Origin of the sequence: Agrobacterium tumefaciens (assembly GCF_013337285.1) — a bacterium.
GTDB classification, from domain to species: domain Bacteria; phylum Pseudomonadota; class Alphaproteobacteria; order Rhizobiales; family Rhizobiaceae; genus Agrobacterium; species Agrobacterium burrii.
On sequence record NZ_SUPW01000002.1, the window covers coordinates 858,158 to 880,564 of the forward strand.

General features: G+C 58.9%; 18 protein-coding genes and 1 tRNA gene. 12 read left to right on the plus strand and 7 right to left on the minus strand.

From position 1 onward, the window contains the following. Positions 1-28 precede the first annotated feature (28 nt). From gpt to FCH38_RS10055, 3 genes are all read right to left on the minus strand, one after another. Complete coding sequence (gpt, locus tag FCH38_RS10045; RefSeq protein ID WP_174373628.1) at positions 29-526, minus strand: xanthine phosphoribosyltransferase; 498 nt, start codon at positions 524-526, stop codon at positions 29-31. A gap of 288 nt (positions 527-814) precedes the next feature. After that, positions 815-1,660: a universal stress protein gene (locus FCH38_RS10050; RefSeq protein WP_174373629.1), complete on the minus strand. Its 846-nt coding sequence runs from the start codon at positions 1,658-1,660 to the stop codon at positions 815-817. A 205-nt stretch (positions 1,661-1,865) separates the two neighbouring features. Then, positions 1,866-2,657 carry a competence/damage-inducible protein A gene (locus tag FCH38_RS10055; RefSeq protein ID WP_174373662.1) on the minus strand — a complete coding sequence of 264 codons (792 nt, stop codon included), beginning with the start codon at positions 2,655-2,657 and terminating at the stop codon, positions 1,866-1,868. Between the two features lie 276 nt (positions 2,658-2,933). Here FCH38_RS10055 and wrbA point away from each other — a divergent pair, with 276 nt between their 5' ends. After that, the gene (gene wrbA, locus FCH38_RS10060) at positions 2,934-3,533 is read left to right on the plus strand and encodes an NAD(P)H:quinone oxidoreductase type IV (RefSeq protein ID WP_174373630.1); all 600 of its coding nucleotides are present in this window, start codon (positions 2,934-2,936) and stop codon (positions 3,531-3,533) included. A gap of 617 nt (positions 3,534-4,150) precedes the next feature. Here the strand turns inward: wrbA and FCH38_RS10065 are convergent. Continuing rightward, entirely contained in the window at positions 4,151-4,396 is a 246-nt protein-coding gene (locus FCH38_RS10065) for a DUF982 domain-containing protein (RefSeq protein WP_046798319.1), read from the minus strand. Between the two features lie 83 nt (positions 4,397-4,479). Then, positions 4,480-4,785 (minus strand): hypothetical protein, encoded by a 306-nt coding sequence (locus FCH38_RS10070; protein ID WP_149897451.1) that lies wholly within the window; start codon positions 4,783-4,785, stop codon positions 4,480-4,482. A gap of 719 nt (positions 4,786-5,504) precedes the next feature. On the opposite strand from FCH38_RS10070, the gene FCH38_RS10075 reads away from it, so the two are divergent. The 8 genes from FCH38_RS10075 to exoR all read left to right on the plus strand — a co-directional run bounded on the left by FCH38_RS10075 (position 5,505) and on the right by exoR (position 14,426). Beyond that, positions 5,505-5,657, plus strand: a complete 153-nt coding sequence (locus FCH38_RS10075; protein ID WP_084687064.1) for a DUF3309 family protein — start codon at positions 5,505-5,507, stop codon at positions 5,655-5,657. Between the two features lie 239 nt (positions 5,658-5,896). Then, positions 5,897-5,970, plus strand: a tRNA-Cys gene (locus FCH38_RS10080). Positions 5,971-6,215: 245 nt separating this feature from the next. Next, the gene (locus FCH38_RS10085; protein ID WP_174373631.1) at positions 6,216-6,887 is read left to right on the plus strand and encodes a protein-L-isoaspartate O-methyltransferase family protein; all 672 of its coding nucleotides are present in this window, start codon (positions 6,216-6,218) and stop codon (positions 6,885-6,887) included. A gap of 412 nt (positions 6,888-7,299) precedes the next feature. Further along, positions 7,300-8,265 carry a cell division protein PopZ gene (popZ, locus tag FCH38_RS10090; protein WP_174373632.1) on the plus strand — a complete coding sequence of 322 codons (966 nt, stop codon included), beginning with the start codon at positions 7,300-7,302 and terminating at the stop codon, positions 8,263-8,265. 221 nt (positions 8,266-8,486) lie between these two features. Next, on the plus strand, positions 8,487-11,330 hold the full coding sequence (locus tag FCH38_RS10095) for a valine--tRNA ligase (RefSeq protein ID WP_174373633.1): 2,844 nt from the start codon (positions 8,487-8,489) through the stop codon (positions 11,328-11,330). A gap of 453 nt (positions 11,331-11,783) precedes the next feature. Beyond that, positions 11,784-13,067: an outer membrane protein transport protein gene (locus FCH38_RS10100; RefSeq protein WP_149897454.1), complete on the plus strand. Its 1,284-nt coding sequence runs from the start codon at positions 11,784-11,786 to the stop codon at positions 13,065-13,067. Positions 13,068-13,335: 268 nt separating this feature from the next. After that, positions 13,336-13,638, plus strand: coding sequence for a hypothetical protein (locus FCH38_RS10105; protein WP_236776582.1), 303 nt, complete (start codon positions 13,336-13,338; stop codon positions 13,636-13,638). Beyond that, on the plus strand, positions 13,632-14,426 hold the full coding sequence (exoR, locus tag FCH38_RS10110; RefSeq protein ID WP_149897455.1) for an exopolysaccharide production regulator ExoR: 795 nt from the start codon (positions 13,632-13,634) through the stop codon (positions 14,424-14,426). The genes FCH38_RS10105 and exoR overlap by 7 nt, the downstream gene beginning before the upstream one ends. A 45-nt stretch (positions 14,427-14,471) precedes the next feature. On the opposite strand, the gene xth is transcribed toward exoR, so the two are convergent. Both xth and erpA read right to left on the minus strand, forming a co-directional pair. Next, complete coding sequence (gene xth / locus FCH38_RS10115; protein ID WP_174373634.1) at positions 14,472-15,269, minus strand: exodeoxyribonuclease III; 798 nt, start codon at positions 15,267-15,269, stop codon at positions 14,472-14,474. Between the two features lie 323 nt (positions 15,270-15,592). Further along, positions 15,593-15,925, minus strand: coding sequence for an iron-sulfur cluster insertion protein ErpA (erpA, locus tag FCH38_RS10120; protein ID WP_149897457.1), 333 nt, complete (start codon positions 15,923-15,925; stop codon positions 15,593-15,595). 226 nt (positions 15,926-16,151) lie between these two features. Here erpA and FCH38_RS10125 point away from each other — a divergent pair, with 226 nt between their 5' ends. From FCH38_RS10125 to FCH38_RS10135, 3 genes are all read left to right on the plus strand, one after another. Next, complete coding sequence (locus tag FCH38_RS10125) at positions 16,152-17,369, plus strand: deoxyguanosinetriphosphate triphosphohydrolase (protein WP_174373635.1); 1,218 nt, start codon at positions 16,152-16,154, stop codon at positions 17,367-17,369. Positions 17,370-17,445: 76 nt separating this feature from the next. After that, positions 17,446-19,203 carry an arginine--tRNA ligase gene (gene argS, locus FCH38_RS10130; RefSeq protein WP_174373636.1) on the plus strand — a complete coding sequence of 586 codons (1,758 nt, stop codon included), beginning with the start codon at positions 17,446-17,448 and terminating at the stop codon, positions 19,201-19,203. A 66-nt stretch (positions 19,204-19,269) separates the two neighbouring features. After that, positions 19,270-22,335, plus strand: a complete 3,066-nt coding sequence (locus FCH38_RS10135; protein WP_174373637.1) for an SPOR domain-containing protein — start codon at positions 19,270-19,272, stop codon at positions 22,333-22,335. Positions 22,336-22,407 lie beyond the last annotated feature (72 nt).

Below are 22,407 nucleotides of genomic sequence, written 5' to 3' on the forward strand. Positions count from 1 at the left end.
TTCAGGTTTTTTTTGTTGCGGCAGACGATCAGCCGCGCGATCCCTTGGCGATCGGCTCCTGATAGGTGAAGCCCATGTCCCAGGGAAAATAAATCCAGGTGTCCTGGCTGACTTCGGTCACGAAGGTGTCGATGGTCGGCACACCCTTCGGCTTGGCGTAAACACAGGCGAAATGGGCGCGCGGCAACATTTCGCGCACTTCCAGCGCGGTCTTGCCGGTATCGGTCAGATCGTCAAGCACGAGCACGCCATCGCCGCCATCCGCCGCCAGTTTCGGGTCAACGCCCTTCAGCAGAACCGTGTCGCCCTGATTGACGTAGTCATGACGGGTGGCGATGCAGACCGTGTCGATCAGGCGGATGTTCAATTCGCGGGAAATGATGGCCGCCGGCACAAGGCCGCCGCGGGTAATACAGACGATTGCCCGGAACTCTTTATCGAGACCGGCAAGACGCCAGGCAAGCGCGCGGGCGTCGCGGTGAAACTGGTCCCAGGAGACGGGAAAGGCTTTATCGGGAAGGGACATGTCGTCTACCATCTGGTCAAAATTGTCGATGGCTTTGGCTAATAGCCGCAAGACGGGCAAAAAGGCAAGCTTTGCGCGTGAGGCGCGTTGTTTGAATTGGATATTGCCGCCTGTTTCTTCTCCCCGCGGGGGAGAAGGTGGCCCGAAGGGTCGGATGATGGGGAAACGTTACCGGATTTCGGAGAGTTTGCCCCCTCATCCCGCTGCCGCGGACTTCTCCCCGGCGGGGAGAAGAAACAAGCGGCATACACCCGGTCCACGCGGGATGCCGAGGGCGCTATGCGCGTTTTAGCGCGACAGCAATGTTAGCGCCGTCATGGAATCGAGCAGGGTGCGCGTCACACCGCCAAACAACAGTTCCCACCAGCGGGAATGGCCATAGGCGCCCATGACCAGAAGGTCGATGCTGTGGTCTGACAGGCGGTTTTCGATGGCCGCCTGCGGCGAGACGCCGGCGATTTTTTCCTGCGAGGTGACCGTGACGTTGACGCCGTGGCGGGCAAGCGTTGCGGCCAGTTCCGCGCCGGCGAGGCCCGACGACTGCGTTTCGCTCTCGGCCTGATCGACGGAGAAGATCTCGACGCTTTCGGCTGCTTTCAGGAAGGGCAGGGCGTCGAAGGTGGCGCGGGTCGCCTCACGCGAGCCATTCCAGGCGATCAGGACGCGCTTGATCGGTTTGGCGACGGTGAGCACATGCGGCACGAGGAGAACGGGGCGGCCGCTTTCATAAAGAAAACCGTCAATGTCCGAGCGGCTGTCGGAGAGCGCCGAAGAACTGCTCTGGCGGGCGACGATAAGATCGGCGCAGCGGGCGCTGTCGATTGCGGGTGCGGAGGCATAACCCACCGATGTGATGAAACTGCGCCATTCATGCGAGATGCTGTTGGCAGACAGCGTGCGCTCGAAAAGGGTTCCGACATCTGTGGTTTCCTTGTGCGCCACGTCCTGCAAAGCCTGCACGGTGGCGGGATCGGGAATTTCCATCGGTGCGACGAGCGGAACGGCGGCCAGCGTTTCCATGTGCAGGCCGATCACATGGGAGGAAAACTGGTCGGCAAGGCTTACCACAAATTCGCCGAGCTTCTGCGTGTTCGAAACATTGTCGACCACTGTCAGTATCGTTTTGTAACCCATTTTTCTCTCCTCGGTGACATATCGTTTTCAGATCGTTCTGGCTTTTCTTCGAATCGCCAGAGCGATCTAAGTCTCTGTTTTACGCATTGTCCGGACGGAAAAGCTGTTCCGCTTTTCCTGGAAATGCTCAGGGGGGAGAGTGGCCGCCTTTACAGACCGCCACCTTGATTTTGGTCAAACCTTTTCGTCTCAAGCCTTTTCTCACTCAGGCGGTTGCATCACCCTTGCTGGCTGCCAGTCTTTTTTCTTGGCCGATGGTTTCGATCATGGCCGCAACCGCCTCGGTTGCCGCCTTCAGCACGCCGGCGTCGCGGGCGCGCACGACGATCTCCGTCGAAAAGCGCTGCCCGTCATATTTCGGGTAGGAGCCGATGCTGGTTTCTGGATGGGCTTTCTGGACGGCCGTCAGCGGCGTGCCGATATCGCCCTCCCCATAGGGCGAGCGCACCGCCTGCGACATGACCTTTGCACCGGTTCGCAAGGTCGGCAGGACATTGTCGAGCATGGCCTGAAATACCTGCGGCACGCCGGCCATGACATAAACATTGCCGATGACGAAGCCGGGGGCGACGGAAACCGGATTGGCGATATGCGCGGCACCTCTTGGCATGCGCGCCATGCGCTTGCGCGCTTCGGTGAATTCCATCTCGCGGACGCGGTACATGTCACCCAACAGGCGCAGCGCCTCGGCATCGTGTTCGCAGGGCAGGCCGAACGCCGCTGATACCGCATCCGCGGTGATGTCGTCATGGGTCGGGCCGATGCCGCCGGAGGTAAAGACGTAGTCGTAACGGCCGCGCAGCGCATTCAGCGCCTCGACGATCTGCTCCTCCTCGTCGGCGACGATGCGCACTTCCTTGAGGTCAATCCCGGACATGGTGAGGACATCTGCGAGATGTCCGATATTCTTGTCCTTGGTGCGGCCCGACAGCAATTCATCGCCGATGGCGAGCATGGCGGCGGTGACAACGGAGGAGGTGGAGGAGGGATTGGACATGGTTGCACTCGTCATCTGTTTCCCCCGACGTTAGCCCCGCTACTGATGAATGCAAAGCAGTTTTGAAAAAATGTCCTTTTGTAAATGGTTGACATTCCGGTTTTCCGTTCACTCATGGTGAACAGTGCGTATGCCAATCCCCGGCTGGCGGGATGAGGGGCCGTGGGCTAGGTTTCGTCACACACATTTGACGGGTCAACGCCGATGATCATCGAGTTTTTGAAGAAGCTTCTGGCCGGCACGCCGGAAACAGTTCCAACAAAGGAAACGAAGAGAATGACGAAGGTTCTGGTACTTTATTACTCCGCCTACGGCCATATCGAGACAATGGCCTATGCCGTCGCCGAAGGCGTCAAGTCCACCGGCGCGGAAGCCGTGGTCAAGCGCGTTCCCGAACTGGTCCCGGAAGAGGTCGCCAAGGCCTCCCACTTCAAGATGGATCAGTCGGCCCCGGTGGCGACGGTGGAAGAACTGGCCGAATACGACGCCATCATCGTTGGCGCCGGTACGCGCTTCGGCACGGTCGCCTCGCAGATGCGCAATTTCTGGGACCAGACCGGCGGCCTGTGGTTCAATGGCAAGCTGGTAGGCAAGGTCGGCTCGGCCTTCACCTCTTCCGCCACGCAGCATGGCGGTCAGGAATCGACCATTCTCGGTTTCATTCCCACCTTCCTGCATCACGGCATGGCCGTTGTCGGTCTGCCCTATGCTTTCCAGGGCCAGATGGGCGTCGATGAAATCAAGGGCGGTTCGCCCTATGGCGCCTCCACCATCACCGATGGTGACGGCTCGCGCCAGCCTTCCGAAATCGAGCTGGAAGCTGCACGCTATCAGGGCGCGCATGTCGCCAAGCTGGCCGCCAAGATTTCGGCCTGAGCCTGGAGCATTTCCAGTAAAAGTGCGTAGCGGTTTTACGTCCGGAAAATGCGTAAAAACAAAGAGCTGGAGCATTTCCGCATTTCGGAGAAAAGCGGAAATGCTCTAAGCGATTGAAAAAAAGAAATGCGGCCCAAAAGGCCGCATTTTCTGTTCCGGCATCTTACGTCGCCGGTCCTGTGACGAGAGGATTTTTGCGCCGTGTCAGATCGGCAGGTTGACCATGAAAAGGCAGCTTGCGACCACGAAGCCGAGCATCGAGATTTCGAGAAAACCGTTCAATCCATCACGCATTTCAATCCTCCTTGTTGATCGGAAAGAGAACGGACGGAGCTTATTGCGGTTCCATAACAGAAGAATGAAATTTAGAGATTTTTAACACGCTGCCATTGCACGCGGCGGCGGGCGTCACTTTGCTGCTTCAGCCGGTGACGACGAAGGCCACGACGAGGTGGCCGAGAAGGCCGATTGCCAGGCAGGAGAGAAGAAAGATGAACAGGGCTTTTTTCATGTTTCCGGAAGCTTCCATCGGTTTTTATCCATCGAACCTGTTGTCTTGAAGTTTCAGCGCCACAGGGCACATCTTATCGTTTTGCGGCAGGCGAGCCATTCTCCCGTCAGGCCTTGAAATCAAGGCCCGCTTCGATGGCGGCGGCGAGGAAGGCCTTGCGCGCATCTTCCGGCTTTTTCCGGCCGGCATCGACGGCGGCGCAGATGAGCAGCGCCTTGTCCAGCGCATCGCCGTCTTCGATCGGCCAGTCCTCGATCAGCGCCCAGGAAGCGGCCTGCGTGGTTTCGATGCTCGTATATTCGCCCGGCGTTTCAAACGCGATCAGGACGGGTTTTTGCCAGCGCGTATTCATCGCCTATCCGTATTGTTTGTCGTGCCCGGCTCTAACCGAAGCGGCCTGAATGCGCAATCCGTTTCGGTCCGGCCGTGGTGCGATCAGTCGTCGCGTCCAAACAGCCAGTCGCGAATGATCCGTCGGTCGATAAGTTCCAGCGAGCGGTCGGGCGCGATCCGGTAGGTTTCCACCGCCCTTGTGCTGCCGTCGATACGGAATTCGTGGCTGAAGGTGCTGCCGATCGGCGATTTCGTCAGCTTTGTGCGCGGCTGGCCTCTGTAAATGATGCTGCCGGGGATTGGTGCGACATAAGGCGCCGGTCCGACGTAGGGGCCTGGTCCGACGGTCGTGCATCCCGTTAGCGCGAATGTGAGCGCGATAGTGGCCGATGATAGGAGCGTTTTCATCCTGTCCTCCGAAGTGCGTCTGCGAAAACGATATGGAGGCGCAGCGGTTCCCGGCAGGCAAGAAGATGAAGGATTATTCGTCCCGTCTATTTGCTTTTTGGATTCTGAATGTCGCGCGCGACCCAGCGGAAGAAAGCGTAGACGAGGAGGCCAAAGATGAAAAGCGGGATAAGGTTCGCAAAACCGGACATATGATTCTCGTTTCTCCCTCCCGGTCCGGGGTCTAGCCGGAGTGAAACCGGCAAGGCAAGAGAAGCGAATATCACCATCGGTAAAATATCCGTGTGTCTGCAGGGGAATTCGTGGTTCGCCGGGAGGGGGCGGGAGAGATCTGGCGCACTGCCAGTGATGCCAGATCTCTCTGTCTCCCGCCAGTTTCAGGGTACGGGGGACTTGTTATAGTGTAACTAACAACCGCCAATGGACATAGGCCGAGAAATTACCACGAATAAATCGCTGCCATCGCCGGTCATAGAAGTCCCAGACCTTTGACCTTTAGACCCACGCCGTTTCAACGCTCCCCGCCTGATATATTTATCCGGCAAATTATTTTACCCGACGGGCGGACGCAGTCCTCAGCGCAGATAGCGCTTTAACCCTTTGAAACGGCTAGGATGCTTTTTGGGTGGCAAGTTGCAGCAGGGGAACTGGAGGGAACCTTTTTCATGCTCCGTCATTGAATCAGGCAGAACACACATGCCAATAGCGGAGGGTTAAACATGCTCGGCACCATCCTCGTCATCCTGCTTATTCTGTTCCTGATCGGCGCACTGCCAAGCTGGGGTTACCATAATTACGGTTATGGCCCGTCGGGCGGCCTGGGGCTGGTTCTGGTTATCATCCTGATACTGGTTCTGCTTGGGCGGATTTGATCGATCACCCTTAAGACTGAGCCAATGCCCGCACTGCCGCCATTGCGGCCGATGCGGGCATTATTTCTTCTGAAATATGAGGGAGATACAAAAAATCACGCAATCTTAATCCCTTAGCCGAGGGGAGACTGCATTGAGCTCATCCGGCCGGAAAAAACACCACATTCGGAACGAACCCTCTTGCGCCCAAAATGGATTCGTTCTAAATGCCCGCCATCGCTCGAATGAAGAGCGTGTGAGGCCTCGTGGCGGAGTGGTGACGCAGAGGACTGCAAATCCTTGTACCCCGGTTCAATTCCGGGCGAGGCCTCCAAATTTTCCACAAAATTGCAGATGTCGTCTTGAACATATCTCCCGCTTTTCGGTGATTGACCGTCTTTGCTGTTTCAAAAAATCCCTGTCATTTCGCTTTTTCCCCCACATCCCACTCACCACGCTTGAAAGCGCGCGCCTTGGCAATTATGAGATTATCCAAAGGTGAGGGGAGACCCGCGCCGTTTTGAGCTTTTGGAGCCGAGGCTTCCCGACCGGCGTCCGTGAAATTGAGGCGATAAGGACATGATGGATTTCGAAACCGCGCGCGCCAATATGGTCGACAGCCAGCTGCGCACGACTGACGTGACTTCGCATTCGGTGCTGAGGGCGTTTTTGAGCGTGCCGCGCGAGGCTTTCGTGCCGGCGGGCGTGCGGCAGATTGCCTATGCAGACGAGGATATGCAGATCTGTCCGGCCCGCGACGGCCGCCCGGCGCGCTACGTCATGAAGGCTTCGCCGCTGGCGAAACTGCTGCAGCTTGCCGCCGTCTCCAAGGAAGATGTGGTGCTGGAAGTCGGCGGTGGTTCCGGTTACGCGGCTGCCATCCTTTCCCAGCTGGCCGGTTCGGTGGTTTCGCTTGAATGTGACGAAGCGCTGGCGGCGCAGGCAACCGAGACGCTGGCCTCGCTTGGATATGACAATGTTGCTGTCGTGACCGGCGATCTCGAAAAGGGTTATGCGGGCGAAGCGCCCTATGATCTGGTTTTCGTCAACGGTTCCGTCGAGGAAGTGCCGGCGGCGCTGACCGATCAGCTGCGCGACGGCGGACGTCTGGTCGTTGTTGTCGGATATGGCAATGCCGCAAAGGCCACTGTCTACCGCCGTGATGGCAACAGCACATCGGCTGCAAGCTCCTTCAACGCCTCCATCAAGCCTCTGCCCGGTTTTGCCAAGGCGGCAGAATTCGTTTTCTGATCCATCGACATCGTATTCGCCGTTTACGCCGGGGTGGCCCTTCCGCCCCGGCGTTTGTTTTTTGCGGCGCCTGCAGGCTGCGCCCCGCTTGCTCTGCGGCAACGCCTTGACAGCCTGTTCTCACAAAGCTGTGCATCACCGTGAAACTTGTCGAATCAGTGATTTAGTTCCTGACTATGCTGCCCTAGACTAAGGGTGATTCGGGGTGTGCGTATTTCTGCCCCGCATGATCCTGCAACAGGGACGACAAAAACGCCCGGCGGTTTTGTCTGAACATGTTTCAGAGCATCGGCGCGACAGCCGTCTTCGGTTGTCATGGACGCGATGTAAGAATTGAACAGGTGCGAAGCGCTATGTCCGGTATCCAGAGGGATACGGCCTGAGCGCACAAGAGTGGAAACCGGGGATTGATATGGCTCAGCCAAGCGTAGCGCGTGAACCGTCCATGGAAGAGATTCTGGCGTCGATACGTCGGATCATCGAAAGCAACGAGCCGGGACCTGCCGGTGCGTTTTCCGGGCAGTTGCCGCCGGTCTATGACGATGAAGACGATGCCGCCGGTGAAGCGGCCTTCGTGACGGAGCCCGTCAGCCCGCCGGCCCGCGTTCCCCCCGCCGCAAACCAGGCCTATGGTGCGCGGCCCGCACAGGATTTTTCTCAGGATTATTCGTCGGCTTCCGAAAGGCCGATGCCGGAACAGCTGGAAATCTCCGCCGAGAAGACCATGTCGCTGGCTGATGTCGCAGCCCGTGTTCGCGCCGCCGCCGACCGCAACGCCGCAATGGGGCCACAGGCATTCGCCGCGCAGGCGCAGCGTGGGGCAACAGAGCCCGCACCGGCTGCGCCTGCTGCACCTTCCTCGAGCGTAATACCGGCTGAACGTCCGGCGCCGCAGCGTCCGACGGATGTGCGGCCGCTGATGGCGGCAACCGCCGCCGCCGCCGGCGAACAGGCCGTGCCTTTCGCTGCCGAGGATCGCGCCGCCGCCGCTGCCATCGAAAATGCGCCGTTTGCCGAGAGCCCTTTTGATCAGCTTGCGTTGCGTGGCGCGATCGAAACGCCGCTGGTCAAGGAGCATTTTGAAATCGGAGTGAACCAGCCTGCCGTCGAGATGCCAAAATTCGAGCCGGTAGAGCAGGAAACCGAGAGCGCTTTGTCGCTCAATCTTATTTCCGCTGCCGCCGGCGCGCAGATCGCGCGTTCCTTCAGCGAACTTGCGGAAATCTTCGACGGCGTCGAGCGCCGCTCTATCGAGGATCTGGCCGCCGAGATGCTGCGCCCGATGCTGCAGGACTGGCTGGAAGACAATCTGCCGACTTTGGTGGAACGTCTCGTGCGCGAGGAAATCGAGCGCGTCGCGCGCGGTTCGCGCCGCTAAGTTTTCTCCGGCTGCCTGTCGCAAATGCGCCGGGCCATGACGAAACAGGGGCCGCTCCGGCATCGGGGCGGCTTTTTTGTTGAAGATGAAGGCGTTATCGGGGCATAGTCATCTGCAGGGTCGCTCAATCGGCGGCTTAAGCGGGTCGGTTTCTGTTGACTCTCGACCATCCATCCTTATTTAAAAAATCCACACAAGAACTCTAAAATTCAGGTCAGGAAATGCTCGAGAAGACCTACGATTCCGCAGCCGTCGAACCGAAGATCGCCAAAGCATGGGATGAGGCGAATGCCTTCCGTGCCGGCGCCAACGCCAAGCCGGGTGCGGAAACCTTCACCATCGTCATACCGCCGCCGAATGTGACGGGCTCCCTGCATATGGGCCACGCGCTCAACAACACGTTGCAGGACATATTGGTCCGCTTCGAGCGCATGCGCGGCAAGGATGTGCTGTGGCAGCCGGGCATGGACCATGCCGGCATCGCCACCCAGATGGTGGTCGAGCGCAAGCTGATGGAACAGCAGCTTCCGGGCCGCCGTGAGATGGGCCGCGAGGCGTTCTTGGAAAAGGTCTGGGAATGGAAGGCCGAATCCGGTGGTCTGATCTTCAACCAGCTGAAGCGCCTTGGCGCGTCCTGTGACTGGTCCCGTGAGCGCTTCACCATGGATGAGGGGCTGTCGCAGGCGGTTCTCGAGGTTTTCGTCACGCTCTACAAGCAGGGCCTGATCTACAAGGACAAGCGCCTCGTCAACTGGGACCCGAAGCTGCAGACCGCGATTTCTGACATGGAAGTCGAGCAGCTGGAAATGAAGGGCAATCTCTGGCACTTCCGTTATCCGCTGGAAAAGGGCGTGACCTATCAATATCCGGTCGCTTTCGACGAGGAGGGCAAGCCCACCGAGTTCGAAACCCGCGATTACATCGTCGTCGCCACCACGCGCCCGGAAACCATGCTGGGCGATACCGGTGTTGCGGTGAACCCGGAGGACAAGCGTTACAAGGGCATCGTCGGCAAGCATGTCATCCTGCCGATCGTTGGCCGCAAGATCCCGATCGTTGCCGACGACTATGCCGATCCGACGGCTGGAACCGGTGCGGTCAAGATCACGCCAGCGCATGATTTCAACGACTTCGAAGTCGGCAAGCGTTGCGGCCTGCGCGCCATCAACGTCATGAATATCGATGGCACCATTTCCATCAAGGAGAACGAGGATTTCCTCGAGGGCCTCAATCATCCGGCCGCCCTGCATGGCGCATGGGATCGTCTGGAAGGACAGGACCGCTTCTTTGCCCGCAAGGTCATTGTCGAAATCTTCGAGGAAGCCGGTCTGCTGGACAAGATCGAGCCGCACAAGCACGTGGTGCCGCATGGCGACCGTGGCGGCGTGCCGATCGAGCCGCGCCTGACCGATCAATGGTGGGTGGACAACAAGACGCTGGCCCAGCCGGCGATTGCCTCGGTTCGCGAAGGCCGCACCAATTTCGTGCCGAAGAACTGGGAAAACACCTACTTCCAATGGATGGATAACATCCAGCCCTGGTGTATCTCGCGGCAACTGTGGTGGGGCCACCAGATCCCGGCATGGTACGGCCCGGACGGGCAGGTCTTCGTTGAAAAGACCGAGGAAGAGGCGCTGCAGGCGGCCATCCAGCACTATATCGCCCATGAAGGCCCGTGGAAGGCCTGGGTCGAGGAGAAGCTGGAGAACTTCAAGCCGGGCGAAATCCTCATCCGCGACGAAGACGTTCTCGACACCTGGTTCTCATCGGCGCTCTGGCCGTTCTCGACGCTTGGCTGGCCGGAAGAGACCCCGGAACTGGCGCGTTATTATCCGACCAATGTGCTGGTCACCGGCTTCGACATCATCCCGTTCTGGGTGGTGCGCATGATGCAGATGGGTCTGCATTTCATGAAGGACGATGCCGGCAATCCGGTCGAGCCGTTCAGCACGGTCTACATCCACGCGCTGGTCCGCGACAAGAACGGCCAGAAGATGTCGAAGTCCAAGGGCAACGTCATCGATCCGCTTGATCTCATCGATGAATATGGTGCGGATGCGTTGCGTTTCACGCTCGCCATCATGGCGGCGCAGGGTCGCGACGTGAAGCTCGATCCGGCGCGTATCGCCGGGTATCGCAACTTCGGCACCAAGCTGTGGAACGCCACGCGTTTTGCCGAGATGAACGGCGTGAAGCGCGATCCGCACTTCCTGCCCGAAACCGCATCGCTGACGATCAACCGCTGGATCCTGACCGAGCTTGCCAATACGGCGCGCGATGTGACGGCCTCGCTTGAGAACTTCCGTTTCAACGATGCCTCCGGCATTCTCTACCGTTTCGTCTGGAACCAGTTCTGCGACTGGTATCTGGAACTGCTGAAGCCGGTCTTTGGCGGTGAGGACGAAAAGGCGAAGACGGAATCACAGGCCTGCGCGGCCTATGTTCTGGATGAGATCTACAAGCTGCTGCATCCCTTCATGCCGTTCATGACGGAAGAGCTGTGGGCGCATACGGCCGGTGAAGGCGAGGAGCGGGATGACCTTCTTTGCCTTACCGACTGGCCGGTGCCGGAATTCCGCGACGATGCTTCGGCTGCGGAAATCAACTGGCTGATCGATGTCGTATCGGGCATCCGCTCGACACGCGCCGAGATGAATGTGCCGCCGGGTGCGACTGCCTCGCTGGTGGTCGTCGGCGCCAACACCTCCACCGAAGCGCGGCTTGACCGCCACGCCGCCGCCATCCGGCGCTTAGCGCGGGCCGATGAAATCCGCGCCGGGGATGTCGCGCCGAAGGGTTCGGCCCAGATCATCATCGGTGAAGCCACGGTCTGCCTGCCGCTCGGCAACCTTGTCGATCTCGCAGCTGAGAAGGCCCGTCTTGAAAAGGCGATCGGCAAGGTGGATGCGGAAATGGAACGTATCGACAAGAAGCTCTCGAACGAAAAATTCGTGGCCAATGCCGATCCGGAGGTTGTGGCCACTGAACGCGAACGCAAGGCGGAACTCGAGGTGCAACTGACGAGCCTGAAGACCGCCATGCAGCGGGTGAACGAGGCGGGATAGCCCGCCATTGCCTTTCCAACAGCAAAACGCCCCGTTAATGCGGGGCGTTTTTTTGCCTTCTGTCAGGTTTAATTTCTTTTCATTGCTGCGTTGCAGCGGCGAATCATTTTCGGGAAACAGTGCGATTATTTCATCGCGATCTTCGGCCGGATAATCCGGAAAAGCGGAAAAAAACCAATAAAAACGGTCTGATAAGCGGGTTTCTTCGGGAAAATGCGACTGTGGTTATTTGGCGACATTCTCGTTGGGTTTGGCAATTTGTTTCGTTTTGTGTCAATTTTTTCGAACGGATTAGAAAAATAGCCTAAAATGATTATATAAGAAGCCAGACATAAAATTCTTACGTAAAAAAATCGCCGCATTTATGCGACAGCCGGAAACTGCGACAGATTGTCATTTGCCCTTTAGCGTTTCACTCTATCCTCGATCACATTGCCTTGATTGGGGAGAGAGATGGCAAAAACTGCAATTTTTCGCGGCGCGGTATGTTTCGTAGCCAGCATCGCGGCGGTCACGCCTTCACTGGCCGGCGGCCTTGAACGCGGCGGTTACAATATCGACCTGCTGTTTGATCCGTCCGACTATGTTCTCGATAGTTCGGCCACCTTCGTTGCGCCGCAGCGCAAGGTTGAGAATGCACGGGACAATCCGCTGAAAAGCGGGGGGGCGTTGCCGGCATCCTGGTCGACCACCGCAGACGATTCCGAAAACTACTGGTCGACACGGGTGGGCGCCAAGGCAGCCATCGGCGATTTCGGCGACTGCATGTTCGATTATTCGCAGCCGTGGGGCGCGGATCTCAACCCCGGCATCTGGCAGGGATCGAGCTACAATATCGAAACCAAGGTCAAGTCGCACAATTACGCGACGACCTGCCGAGTGAAATTCGATCTCGGCAAGGGTGATTTCTCAATCATCGGCGGCGGTTTCTATCAGGAACTCAGCGGCTACAAATATCGTCAGGTCGTTTCCCCGACAGCGCTCGGTCCCGCCTATCCTTCACTTTATTCCGGTGTCGGTAAACTGGAGATGGAAGGTGACGGTTGGGGATGGCGTGCGGGTGTCGCCTACGAGATTCCGGAAATCGCTTTCCGCACCAGCCTCGTCTACAACAGCGCCGTCGATCATGACCTGAACGGCACGGTCGACCTCAGGAGCCTTCCTGCGGCCGGCAGCCCGGCTCTCGTCGCTTACGGCGGTAAAGTCACGCCGGTTTACGGCTCGGTCTCCATGCCTGATAGCATTGAGCTGAAGGTGCAGTCGGGTATCGCACCGAACTGGCTTGCTTTCGGTTCGGTGAAGTGGACGGACTGGAGCCAGATTCAGGTCGTGCCTTTCTGCCAGGTCGGTGTTGCCTCCTGCGTTGCCGGTGTAACCTCGCTCACCACGCTCGATCTTTATTATCGTGACGGCTGGACGGTGACCGGTGGTATTGGCCACAAGTTCAACGATCAGTGGAGCGGCGCCGTCAGCCTGACCTGGGATCGTGGCACATCGACGGTTATCGGCACACAGACCGATACGTGGATGATTGGCACCCAGGTCGTCTATTCGCCCACCCCGAACCTCGAGTTCAAGATTGCCGGTGCTCTCGGCTTGCTCACCTCGGGTGAATCTTCGATCAGCGGCAGCCGTTGCAGTTCTGGCAGTGCGGCAACCTGCGGCGATGAGGTAGGCTACAGTTTTGGCAACGATCTCGTCGCCGCCATCTCCACAGGTGTGAAGGTCAAGTTCTGACGCCATACTTCTGCTGATGCTAAAATAAAGGTCCGGTTTACCAACCGGGCCTTTTTTCATGCCCGACTATGATTCCTTCTCGATAAAATTTTCTAGGCCAGAAGTTTTGTGACGATTTGGCAACACTTTTCTGCAAGCTTGGAGCCGCGTTGGAATGTGAGCATATCTGTCCATTTCCCGCCACAAACAGAGTGCTTGGCTTCTGTTTATGGACGCGGGAATGAAAGAACATGCAGGCGTTTGATGTGGATCTCTGGAATTGCGACAAGTGAAAACGGGTTTGGATTCAGGGTTTAAGCAAGTAATACGGGAATTTGGTCCGGATTTTTTGTTTGGCGCTGATCGGCAGATGGTGAAACGCCGTTATATTGCCGGAAATTATGCCTATATCTGTTTCACTGAAAATTTGGAGCAATTACCGCAAGAGGCCACCGGCAGTGCGCTGGAAAGTGCTGCCGGAAAGACGCAGTGTGTTCGAAAAATCGCGACCCGGCGGGGTTCGGCTTTGCAGTATTCCGCAAGTATTGGCTATATGCCGGGAAGAGTTATGAGAAGTTCGCCGAAATGCTGAAATGTGAAGCCAACGTTTTAAAGCCGCTCCTTATGGGCATGTTGCTTGCGTCGCTCGCAATGCCTGCCGCGGCTTTTGACATCAATGCGGGCGTGACCAAGGAATCCGGCCCCTTCGACCTGTTCAAGTTCGGCTTCAAGGCCTACAAGAACGGTAACAAGGGCGAAGCCGTCGAGGCCTATCGCTACGCGGCTGAAAAGGGCCATACCGGTTCGCGCTGGGCGCTTGCCAATATGTACGCCTTCGGTGATGGCGTCGCCAAGAACGACTTCGAAGCTTTCAAGATTTACAGCGAGATCGCCAGCCAGGGCGTCGAACCGGGTTCCGAGGATACCGGCTTTTTCGTCAATGCGCTGCTGTCTCTGGCCGACTATTACCGGCACGGCATTCCCGGCAGCCCGGTGAAAATGGACCTTTCACAGGCCCGCCAGCTTTATTTTCAGGTGGCTTCCACCTTTGGCGTTGCTGAAGCGCAATTCCGGCTGGCGGAGATGATTCTGGCCGGCGAGGGCGGCCGGACCGATGTGCAGCAGGCCAAGAAGTGGCTCAATCAGGCGCGCAAGCACGGCCATGCCGGCGCCATGTCGATTTTCGGCAATCTGATCTTCCAGGAAGGCCAGGCCGCGCAGGGGCTGGCCTTCATGACGGCGGCGCTCGACAAATGTACGGCGGTGGACTGCACCTGGATCCAGAGCCTGCAGGAACAGGCATTTTCACTGGCGGGCGAGAATGATCGCCGCGCGGCCATCGCGATGGCGCAGAACATGCAGATCGACGATTCCAATTAAGATGATGTCAGCTGAGGCGAATTCTTGTCGTCTGAGGAGAGCCGGTCAGTCGACCGGCCGAAAATCGAAATAACCGCAGACCGGCACGTGGTCGGACGGTTTTTCCCATGCCCGCACGTGTTTTTCGATGCTGACCGATTGCAGCCTGTCGGCCGCTTCCGCCGATAGCATCAGATGATCGATCCGGATGCCGTTGTTTTTCGGCCATGCGCCGGCCTGATAGTCCCAAAAGGAATATAGTCCGGCTTCATCTGTGGTTGCACGGACAGCATCGGTGAAGCCCAGATTTTCCAGCTTGCGGAAGGCCGCGCGCGTCTGCGGCAGGAACAAAGCGTCACCTTCCCACACGCGTGGGTCGTGGCAATCGAAGGGCTCGGGGATGACGTTGTAATCGCCGGCCAGAATAAGCGGTTCCTCCAGCGCGAGGCGATCTTCGGCAAAACGGCGCAGCCGTTCCATCCAGGCGAGCTTGTAGGGATATTTGACCGGATCGTCAGGCGGATTGCCGTTCGGCAAATAAAGCGAGCAGACGCGGATCGCGCCACCGTTAACGGAGAACACGCCTTCGATGAAACGCGCCTGTTCGTCGGCATCGTCACCCGGTAGGCCGCGATTGACCTCGTCCGGCTTCACTTTCGAGAGCAGGGCGACGCCGTTGAAACCTTTCTGGCCGTGGGTCTCGACATGATAACCGAGCGCTTCCAGCTCCAGGCGGGGAAAGCCCTCATCAACCGACTTGATTTCCTGAAGGCAGGCGATGTCGGGCGATGAATCCTTCAGCCACTGGCAGAGGTTTTCGATACGCGCCTTGACGCCATTGATGTTCCAGGTGGCAATCTTCATCGGAGTTTCCCTTTTGTGAGGGTACTTTTACCCGATGCAAAGGCGATTGCCACCGTTTTTGGAATGTGGTGGTGAGGATGTGGTGGATAGAGATGAGGCTGGTAGGGCAGACCAACGGCAGGGGAGGTGCCGCTGCATTGCCGACCCCTCATTCCTGTGCTTGTCACAGGAATCCAGCCGACGCGCGTCTGCGCGGCGAGGGAGTTCTTTCAGCCCAAAGACTTGGGCTGGCTGGATCCCTGTGACAAGCACAGGGATGAGGGAGGAGAGAGATGTGGGTCACCTCAAAGCCAAGAGCCCAGCCGGAGTTATGGCCGTTTCACTCAGATCGAGAAGCTGGTGCCGCAGCCGCAGCTTGCCACCGCATTGGGGTTCTTGATCTGGAAGGACTGGCCGAGCAGATTATCGACGAAGTCGATTTCGGAGCCGGCCATGTAGATGACCGACATGCTGTCGATCAGCACTTTGGCGTCGCCGCGCGCAATCACGATGTCGTCATCCGCGGGGTCTTCCGCCAGATCGAACTTGTAGGAGAAGCCGGAGCAGCCGCCGCCTTCCACCGAAACGCGCAAGGCCTGCTTGCCCGCATCCGCTGCGACGATCTGTGCTATCCGCTTCGCTGCGGCTTCCGAAAGGGTAATGTCTGTGTTTTCCATGTCGTTCCTCGTGCCGGGGTCAAGAACCGGAGAGCAATAGTCCTGTCGGCGTCATTATAAACCGGTCAAATAAACGGTCTATAGCGATGTTCGCAACGGTCTTTGCCGCGATGATGCTTTGCGCCGACCTTTGCGATAGGTATGAAGGGTGGATGAAAAGGTCAATGGTCAAGGCTCAAGGAAGTCACAGCCGACGTCATGGCCAGACAACAGTACGGGTGAATGCATGATCATAGACCAGCGCGCATTGGGTTTTGGAAGTGGCGAGAGGGCGATTTTCGCTTCCGATCCATGGAGCACGCGCGGGCGTCTTTTTGCCGAAGAGGGAAGCCTGACGCGTTCGGAATTCCAGCGCGACCGGGACCGCATCGTCCATACGACAGCCTTTCGCCGGCTGAAACACAAGACGCAGGTTTTCATCAGCCCTGACGGGGACCACTACCGCACCCGTCTTACCCATACGATCGAGGTAGCGCAGATTGCCCGTGCGCTCGCCCGCGCGCTGAAGCTGGACGAGGATCTGGCGGAAGGCGTGGCGCTGGTGCATGATTTCGGCCACACGCCCTTCGGTCATACCGGGGAAGATGCGCTGGATGCGGTGCTGTTGCCCTATGGCGGTTTCGACCACAATGCCCAGTCGCTGCGCATCGTCACCAAGCTGGAGCGTCGCTACGCCGAATATGACGGCATCAACCTGACATGGGAAACGCTCGAAGGGCTGGTCAAGCACAATGGCCCGCTGGTGAATGCCAAGGGTGAGGGCGTCAAGGGACCGGTTCCGCTGCCCATCCTCGAATATTGCGAGTTGCAGGATCTGGAGATCGGCAGCTATGCCAGCCTTGAGGCGCAGATGGCGGCGATTGCCGACGACATCGCCTATAATACCCATGATATAGATGACGGGTTGCGCGCCGGTTATCTCACCTTTGAGATGCTGGAAGAGGTGCCGTTCCTGAGTGGTCTTATGGCCGAGGTGCGGGGAAAATATCCCGTGCTCGACAAGGAGCGTTTCGCCAATGAGATCATGCGTCGCCAGATCACCCATATGGTCGAAGATGTGATCGGGGTTGCGCAGAACAACCTTGCTCGCCTGAACCCGCAGAGTGCTGCCGATATCCGCGCCGACGATTTCACCGTTGCGACCTTTTCGCCCGAGATGGCCGAGACCGACCGGCAGATCAAGAAGCTGCTGTTCGGCCATATCTACCGGCACCCGGAAATCATGCGCATCCGGGCTGGTGCGACGCAGATCGTTACCGACCTTTTCCACCGTTATATGGAGACGCCGGCGGAGATGCAGAGTCACTACTGGGTGGACAGCATTTCCGGCATGAGCGAGGCCGCAAAAGCCCGGCATGTGGGCGATTATCTGGCCGGTATGACCGATAGTTATGCACTGCGCAGCCACCAGCGGCTGTTTGACCACACCCCCGATTTGCGATAGGGCAGCGGGCGATCGCGAAGCCGACCCGGTTATGACGACCGGACATAAACAGAAGCCCTTCGCGCAGGTTGGAACGATGAACATTTTTGCTGATTTCGATACCAGGATCAAAAACGCGCTCGAGACCCTCGATATCGTGAAAGAGAACCGCGACAAGGTCGATTTCAGTCGAATTACCGTCGAGTCCCCGCGTGATCTGAGCCATGGTGATGTCGCAACCAATGCGGCGATGGTGCTGGCCAAGCCGCTCGGCACCAATCCGCGGGCGCTCGCCGAACTCATCGTGCCGGCACTTCAGGCCGACGGTGATGTCGACAGCGTCAATGTCGCCGGTCCCGGCTTCATCAATCTCAAGGTCTCGGTCGGTTACTGGCAGCGTCTGCTTGCCGACATGATCGGCCAGGGCATCGATTTCGGCCGCTCGAAGGTCGGCACGGGCCAGAAGATCAACGTCGAATACGTCTCCGCCAACCCCACCGGTCCGATGCATGTCGGCCATTGCCGTGGCGCCGTGGTGGGTGACACGCTGGCGAACCTGCTCGCATTCGCGGGCTATGGCGTGACCAAGGAATATTACATCAACGATGCCGGTTCGCAGATCGACGTGCTGGCGCGTTCTGTCTTCCTGCGTTACCGCGAAGCGTTGGGTGAAGATATCGGTTCCATTCCTTCGGGCTTCTACCCCGGCGACTACCTCGTTCCCGTTGGCCAGGCGCTGGCGGATGAATATGGCATCAAGCTGCGCGCCATGCCCGAGGAAAAGTGGATGCCGATCGTCAAGGACAAGGCGATCGATGCGATGATGGCGATGATCCGCGAGGATCTTGCGCTTCTCAACGTCCGGCATGACATCTTCTTCTCGGAGCGCACGCTGCATGAGGGCAATGGTGGCCCCATTCTCTCGGCCATCAACGATCTGACCTTCAAGGGCCATGTCTACAAGGGCACGCTGCCGCCGCCGAAGGGCGAATTGCCTGATGACTGGGAAGATCGCGAGCAGACGTTGTTCCGTTCGACCGAAGTAGGCGACGATATGGACCGTGCGCTGATGAAATCGGATGGTTCCTACACCTATTTCGCCGCCGACGTCGCCTATTTCAAAAACAAGTTCGATCGTGGTTTTTCCGAGATGATCTATGTGCTCGGCGCTGACCATGGCGGTTATGTGAAGCGGCTGGAAGCGGTTGCGCGCGCTGTCTCCGAGGGCAAGTCGAAGCTGACCGTGCTTTTGTGCCAGCTCGTCAAACTGTTCCGTGATGGCGAGCCGGTGAAGATGTCGAAGCGCTCCGGCGACTTCGTCACGCTGCGCGATGTTGTCGACGAAGTGGGTCGCGATCCGGTGCGATTCATGATGCTCTATCGGAAGAATTCCGAGCCGCTGGACTTCGATTTCGCGAAAGTGACCGAACAATCGAAGGATAATCCGGTCTTTTACGTGCAATATGCACATGCCCGCTCACAGTCGATCTTCCGGCAGGCGCGGGAAGCGTTTCCGGGGCTTGCTCCTTCTGCGGAAGACATGGCGGCCTCTGTGGCTTTGATTAGCGATATCAACGAGTTACAGCTGGTTGCGAAGCTTGCCGAATATCCGCGTCTGATCGAATCGGCGGCCCTTTCGCATGAGCCGCACCGGCTTGCTTTTTACCTCTATGATCTGGCCAGTTCCTTCCATGGACACTGGAACAAGGGCAAAGACCAACCGGAATTACGTTTTATTAACGATAAAAACCGAGAATTGAGCATTGCCAGACTTGGGCTGGTGAATGCTGTCGCAAATGTTTTGAAGTCTGGCCTTACGCTTTTGGGAGCGGACGCACCTGACGAAATGCGATAACATATCACCATTATTTGCTCACAATACGCTGGCAAGAGCTGCAATGCGTAGATGGTGGAACACGTAATGGTCGAAAAAAATGTCGCGTATAACCGGGACGCCCGGTCCGAAGGGTTCGCTGACAACGATCCTCTGGCAGAATTGGCGCGTATCGTCGGTTTCGATGAGCGTCCTTCGCATGCGGGTTCTGCGGCTGCGCCAGCCTCTGCCCGCCGCGAACCCGAATTTAATCTCGAAGACGAGTTGCTTCGGGAGTTCGAGGTTTATGATGCGCCGCACGCCGATCCCGTGGTTCTTGATCCGGCAAACGATGTTCGTGCGGGCATCCACCCCAACGATTTCATGCAGCGGGTCGAATCTGTCTTCGCCCGCCGCGAGCCTGAGCTTGAGCCCGCTGCCGCGCCCGAGACGCAGTACGCGCCGGAGCTGACGCACGCCCCCGAGGAAATGGCGCAGCCGCTTCCGGAGGTCGATAACGCCTATATTCACAATTACGTCGAAACCTCGACGCAGGACATTCGCGCGGATTTCCGCGACGACGCCGGTGCGTTTGCAGAAGTTTTCGATGTGCATTCGCACCAGCCGCGTGCCGCCGAGCCGATGGATTACCAGCAGGTCGCCCAGCATGCCGCATGGGAAGAGTCGCAGGCAGCAGAGCCGGCAAAGCCCGAATGGCACGCCATGCCGGAGCTTCCGGCCGATGTTTCGAGCAACGTGTCGTCTTCCGCTCACGGTTATGTACCGGAGCCGCAGTCCTTTGATCTTGCCGACGAGGTAGAGATCGCGGTTGCTGAGGAAGCACCTGCACCGGTTTCCGTGCGTCCGCCTTCGCATGGCGGCCGTTCTTCGCTGGAATTTTCCAGCCTGCGCCTGCCGCTTGCCAATTTCGGTGCACGTCGCGATGTTTCGTCCGCCGATCCGCGACGGGTTGAGCCGAGGTCCGAACGGCAGCCCGCTGCCCAGGTCGAACCCGCGCCAGCGCTGGCGCCTGCCATCATTCAGGCGGAAGAGACCGCGCCTGCCTTCACACCCTCGGTCGCGGAGACCTTCACGCCTGCTGCGCAACCTGTGATGCCTCCGGTCGCCCAGCAGCCGGCTGCGACCAATCTGTCGGCGATGGACGAGCTGATCTACGACGTTGCGAAATATTCCATTCCCGGTCGCGGCGAAGAGCCGGTCGTGCAGTCCGCGCCCGTCGTTCAGGCGGCCAGGATCGAGCCGCCGGTGGCTGTCGCAACGCCAGTTGTGGCGACGCCCGTTGCCGCATCGTCCGTGCGGGCAACGCCGGTTGCCCCTGCCGTATCCACGGCACCTGTTCAGGAACTGGACTTTGCGGATTTCGCCGGTTTCAACGACGATGATTTCGAGCTGGCGCTCGACGATCTCGACCTTGATCTCGACCTGTCGGAAATCGCTGAAGCCGAGGTTGCTCCTGCGCCTGCGCCCCAACCCGTTCACCAACAGCCGGTTGCTCCGGTGGTGGCCGCTGCGCCCCAGCCGGTGAGGGAACAGCCGGCGCCTCAACCGCGCGCCGCAACCGTGTCCGCGCCCATCGCGATGGCAGCTGCGCCCGCTCAGCCGCGCCCGGCCGTCGCCGCGCCGCAGCCGGCCGAGCCGCAGACGCTGGAAAGCCTGCCTTTCGATCCTTCACAGATCGGCGAGACGGAAGAACACCCGGAAACCATCATCGAGATGGATGTTCCGGAATTGCCGGTCGGGGTTTTCGAACCCAAGCCAGCGCCGCGCCGTCACGAGGAAGATCTCGATATCGATACCGAGCTTGCGACGCTGTTTGCGCCTGCAGTTGCCGGCGGTCTTGACCGCCACAAACACGCGGAAAACCGTGCTGCTGCCCCGCAGGCGCGCGCCGTGCAGGCTCCGGAAGACGCCGATGAATTCGAGCGGGCTCTGGAAGAGGACTTCCGCCGCTCCATGCAGGAGGCTGCGGCGTCCCGTGGCAATGCATCACGTGATGCCGAGAATACCTATGTCGATCATCAGGCGGCCTATCGCGACGAAGATGAACGCGGCGGTCGCCGCTGGATCATGCCCGTGGCAGCTGCCATCGGTCTGGTGCTTATCGGTGGTGGTGTTTACGCGCTGATTTCCGGCGGCTCCTCCAGCACCGGTTCGAATGGCGCGCCGGTCATCATTTCCGCCGACAACGATCCGATGAAGGTTGTGCCGGAAAATCCGGGCGGCCGCGTCGTGCCCAATCAGGACAAGGCGGTTTATGACCGTGTTGCCGGCGGCAGCGCAGCCGATCCGAAGCAGCCGGCGCTGATTTCCAGCAACGAACAGCCGGTGGATGTGGTTCAGCGCACGCTGATCCCTGAACAATTGCCGCTTGAAGGTGAAAACGACGCAGATATGGAAGCCGCCGGCACACCGGTTGGCGAGACCGAAGATCCGCGCCTGCTTTCGCCGGAAGAAAAGGCGGCTCAGAACGAAGGTGCTGGCGCAACGGGCGTTTCGCCGCGCAAGGTCCGCACCATGATCGTCAAGCCGGATGGTACGCTGGTCGCCCAGGAAGTGGACGCACCGGCAGCCCAGCCGCCGAAGGCCGACAAGGTTGCAGAGCTTGCCGCACCGCAGACCGCCAAGCCGGGTGAGGGCGCTCCCGCCGTCATCGCTGCTTCGCGAGTTCCGGTGGCGCCCGAGCAGGCTGCAAAGCCGCAGGTTAACACGCCTGCTGCAGCGTCTACGCCGGCCTCGCAGTCTGCAGCGCCGCTTCCTTCGGCGCGTCCGTCTGCCCAGCCTGCCAATGTGGTGGCAACGGTTACCAATCAGGGCAATGTCCGCCCGGCAGCGACCACTCCGGCCCAGCCGCAGGCTACGCAACAGCAAACGGCTGCCGCAACACCTGCCGCAACCAGCACGCCTTCTGCCGGTGGTTACTACATCCAGATCGCGTCGCTGCCGAGCCAGGCCGAGGCCCAGAAATCCTACCAGAACATGTCGGCCAAGTTCGGTTCGGTCATTGGTGGACGCGGCGTCGACATCAAGGCGGCTGAAATTGCCGGCAAGGGCACATTCTACCGTGTCCGCATCCCGGCCGGTGACAAGAACGAAGCCGTGGCGCTTTGCGAGAAGTTCCGCTCGGCCGGCGGCAGCTGCCTGGTGGCACGCTGATAGCGGCCGATCTGGCTTCGTGACGATTGGGGCTGCCGAGTGAGGCAGCCCTTTGAAATATCTGGACCTCCT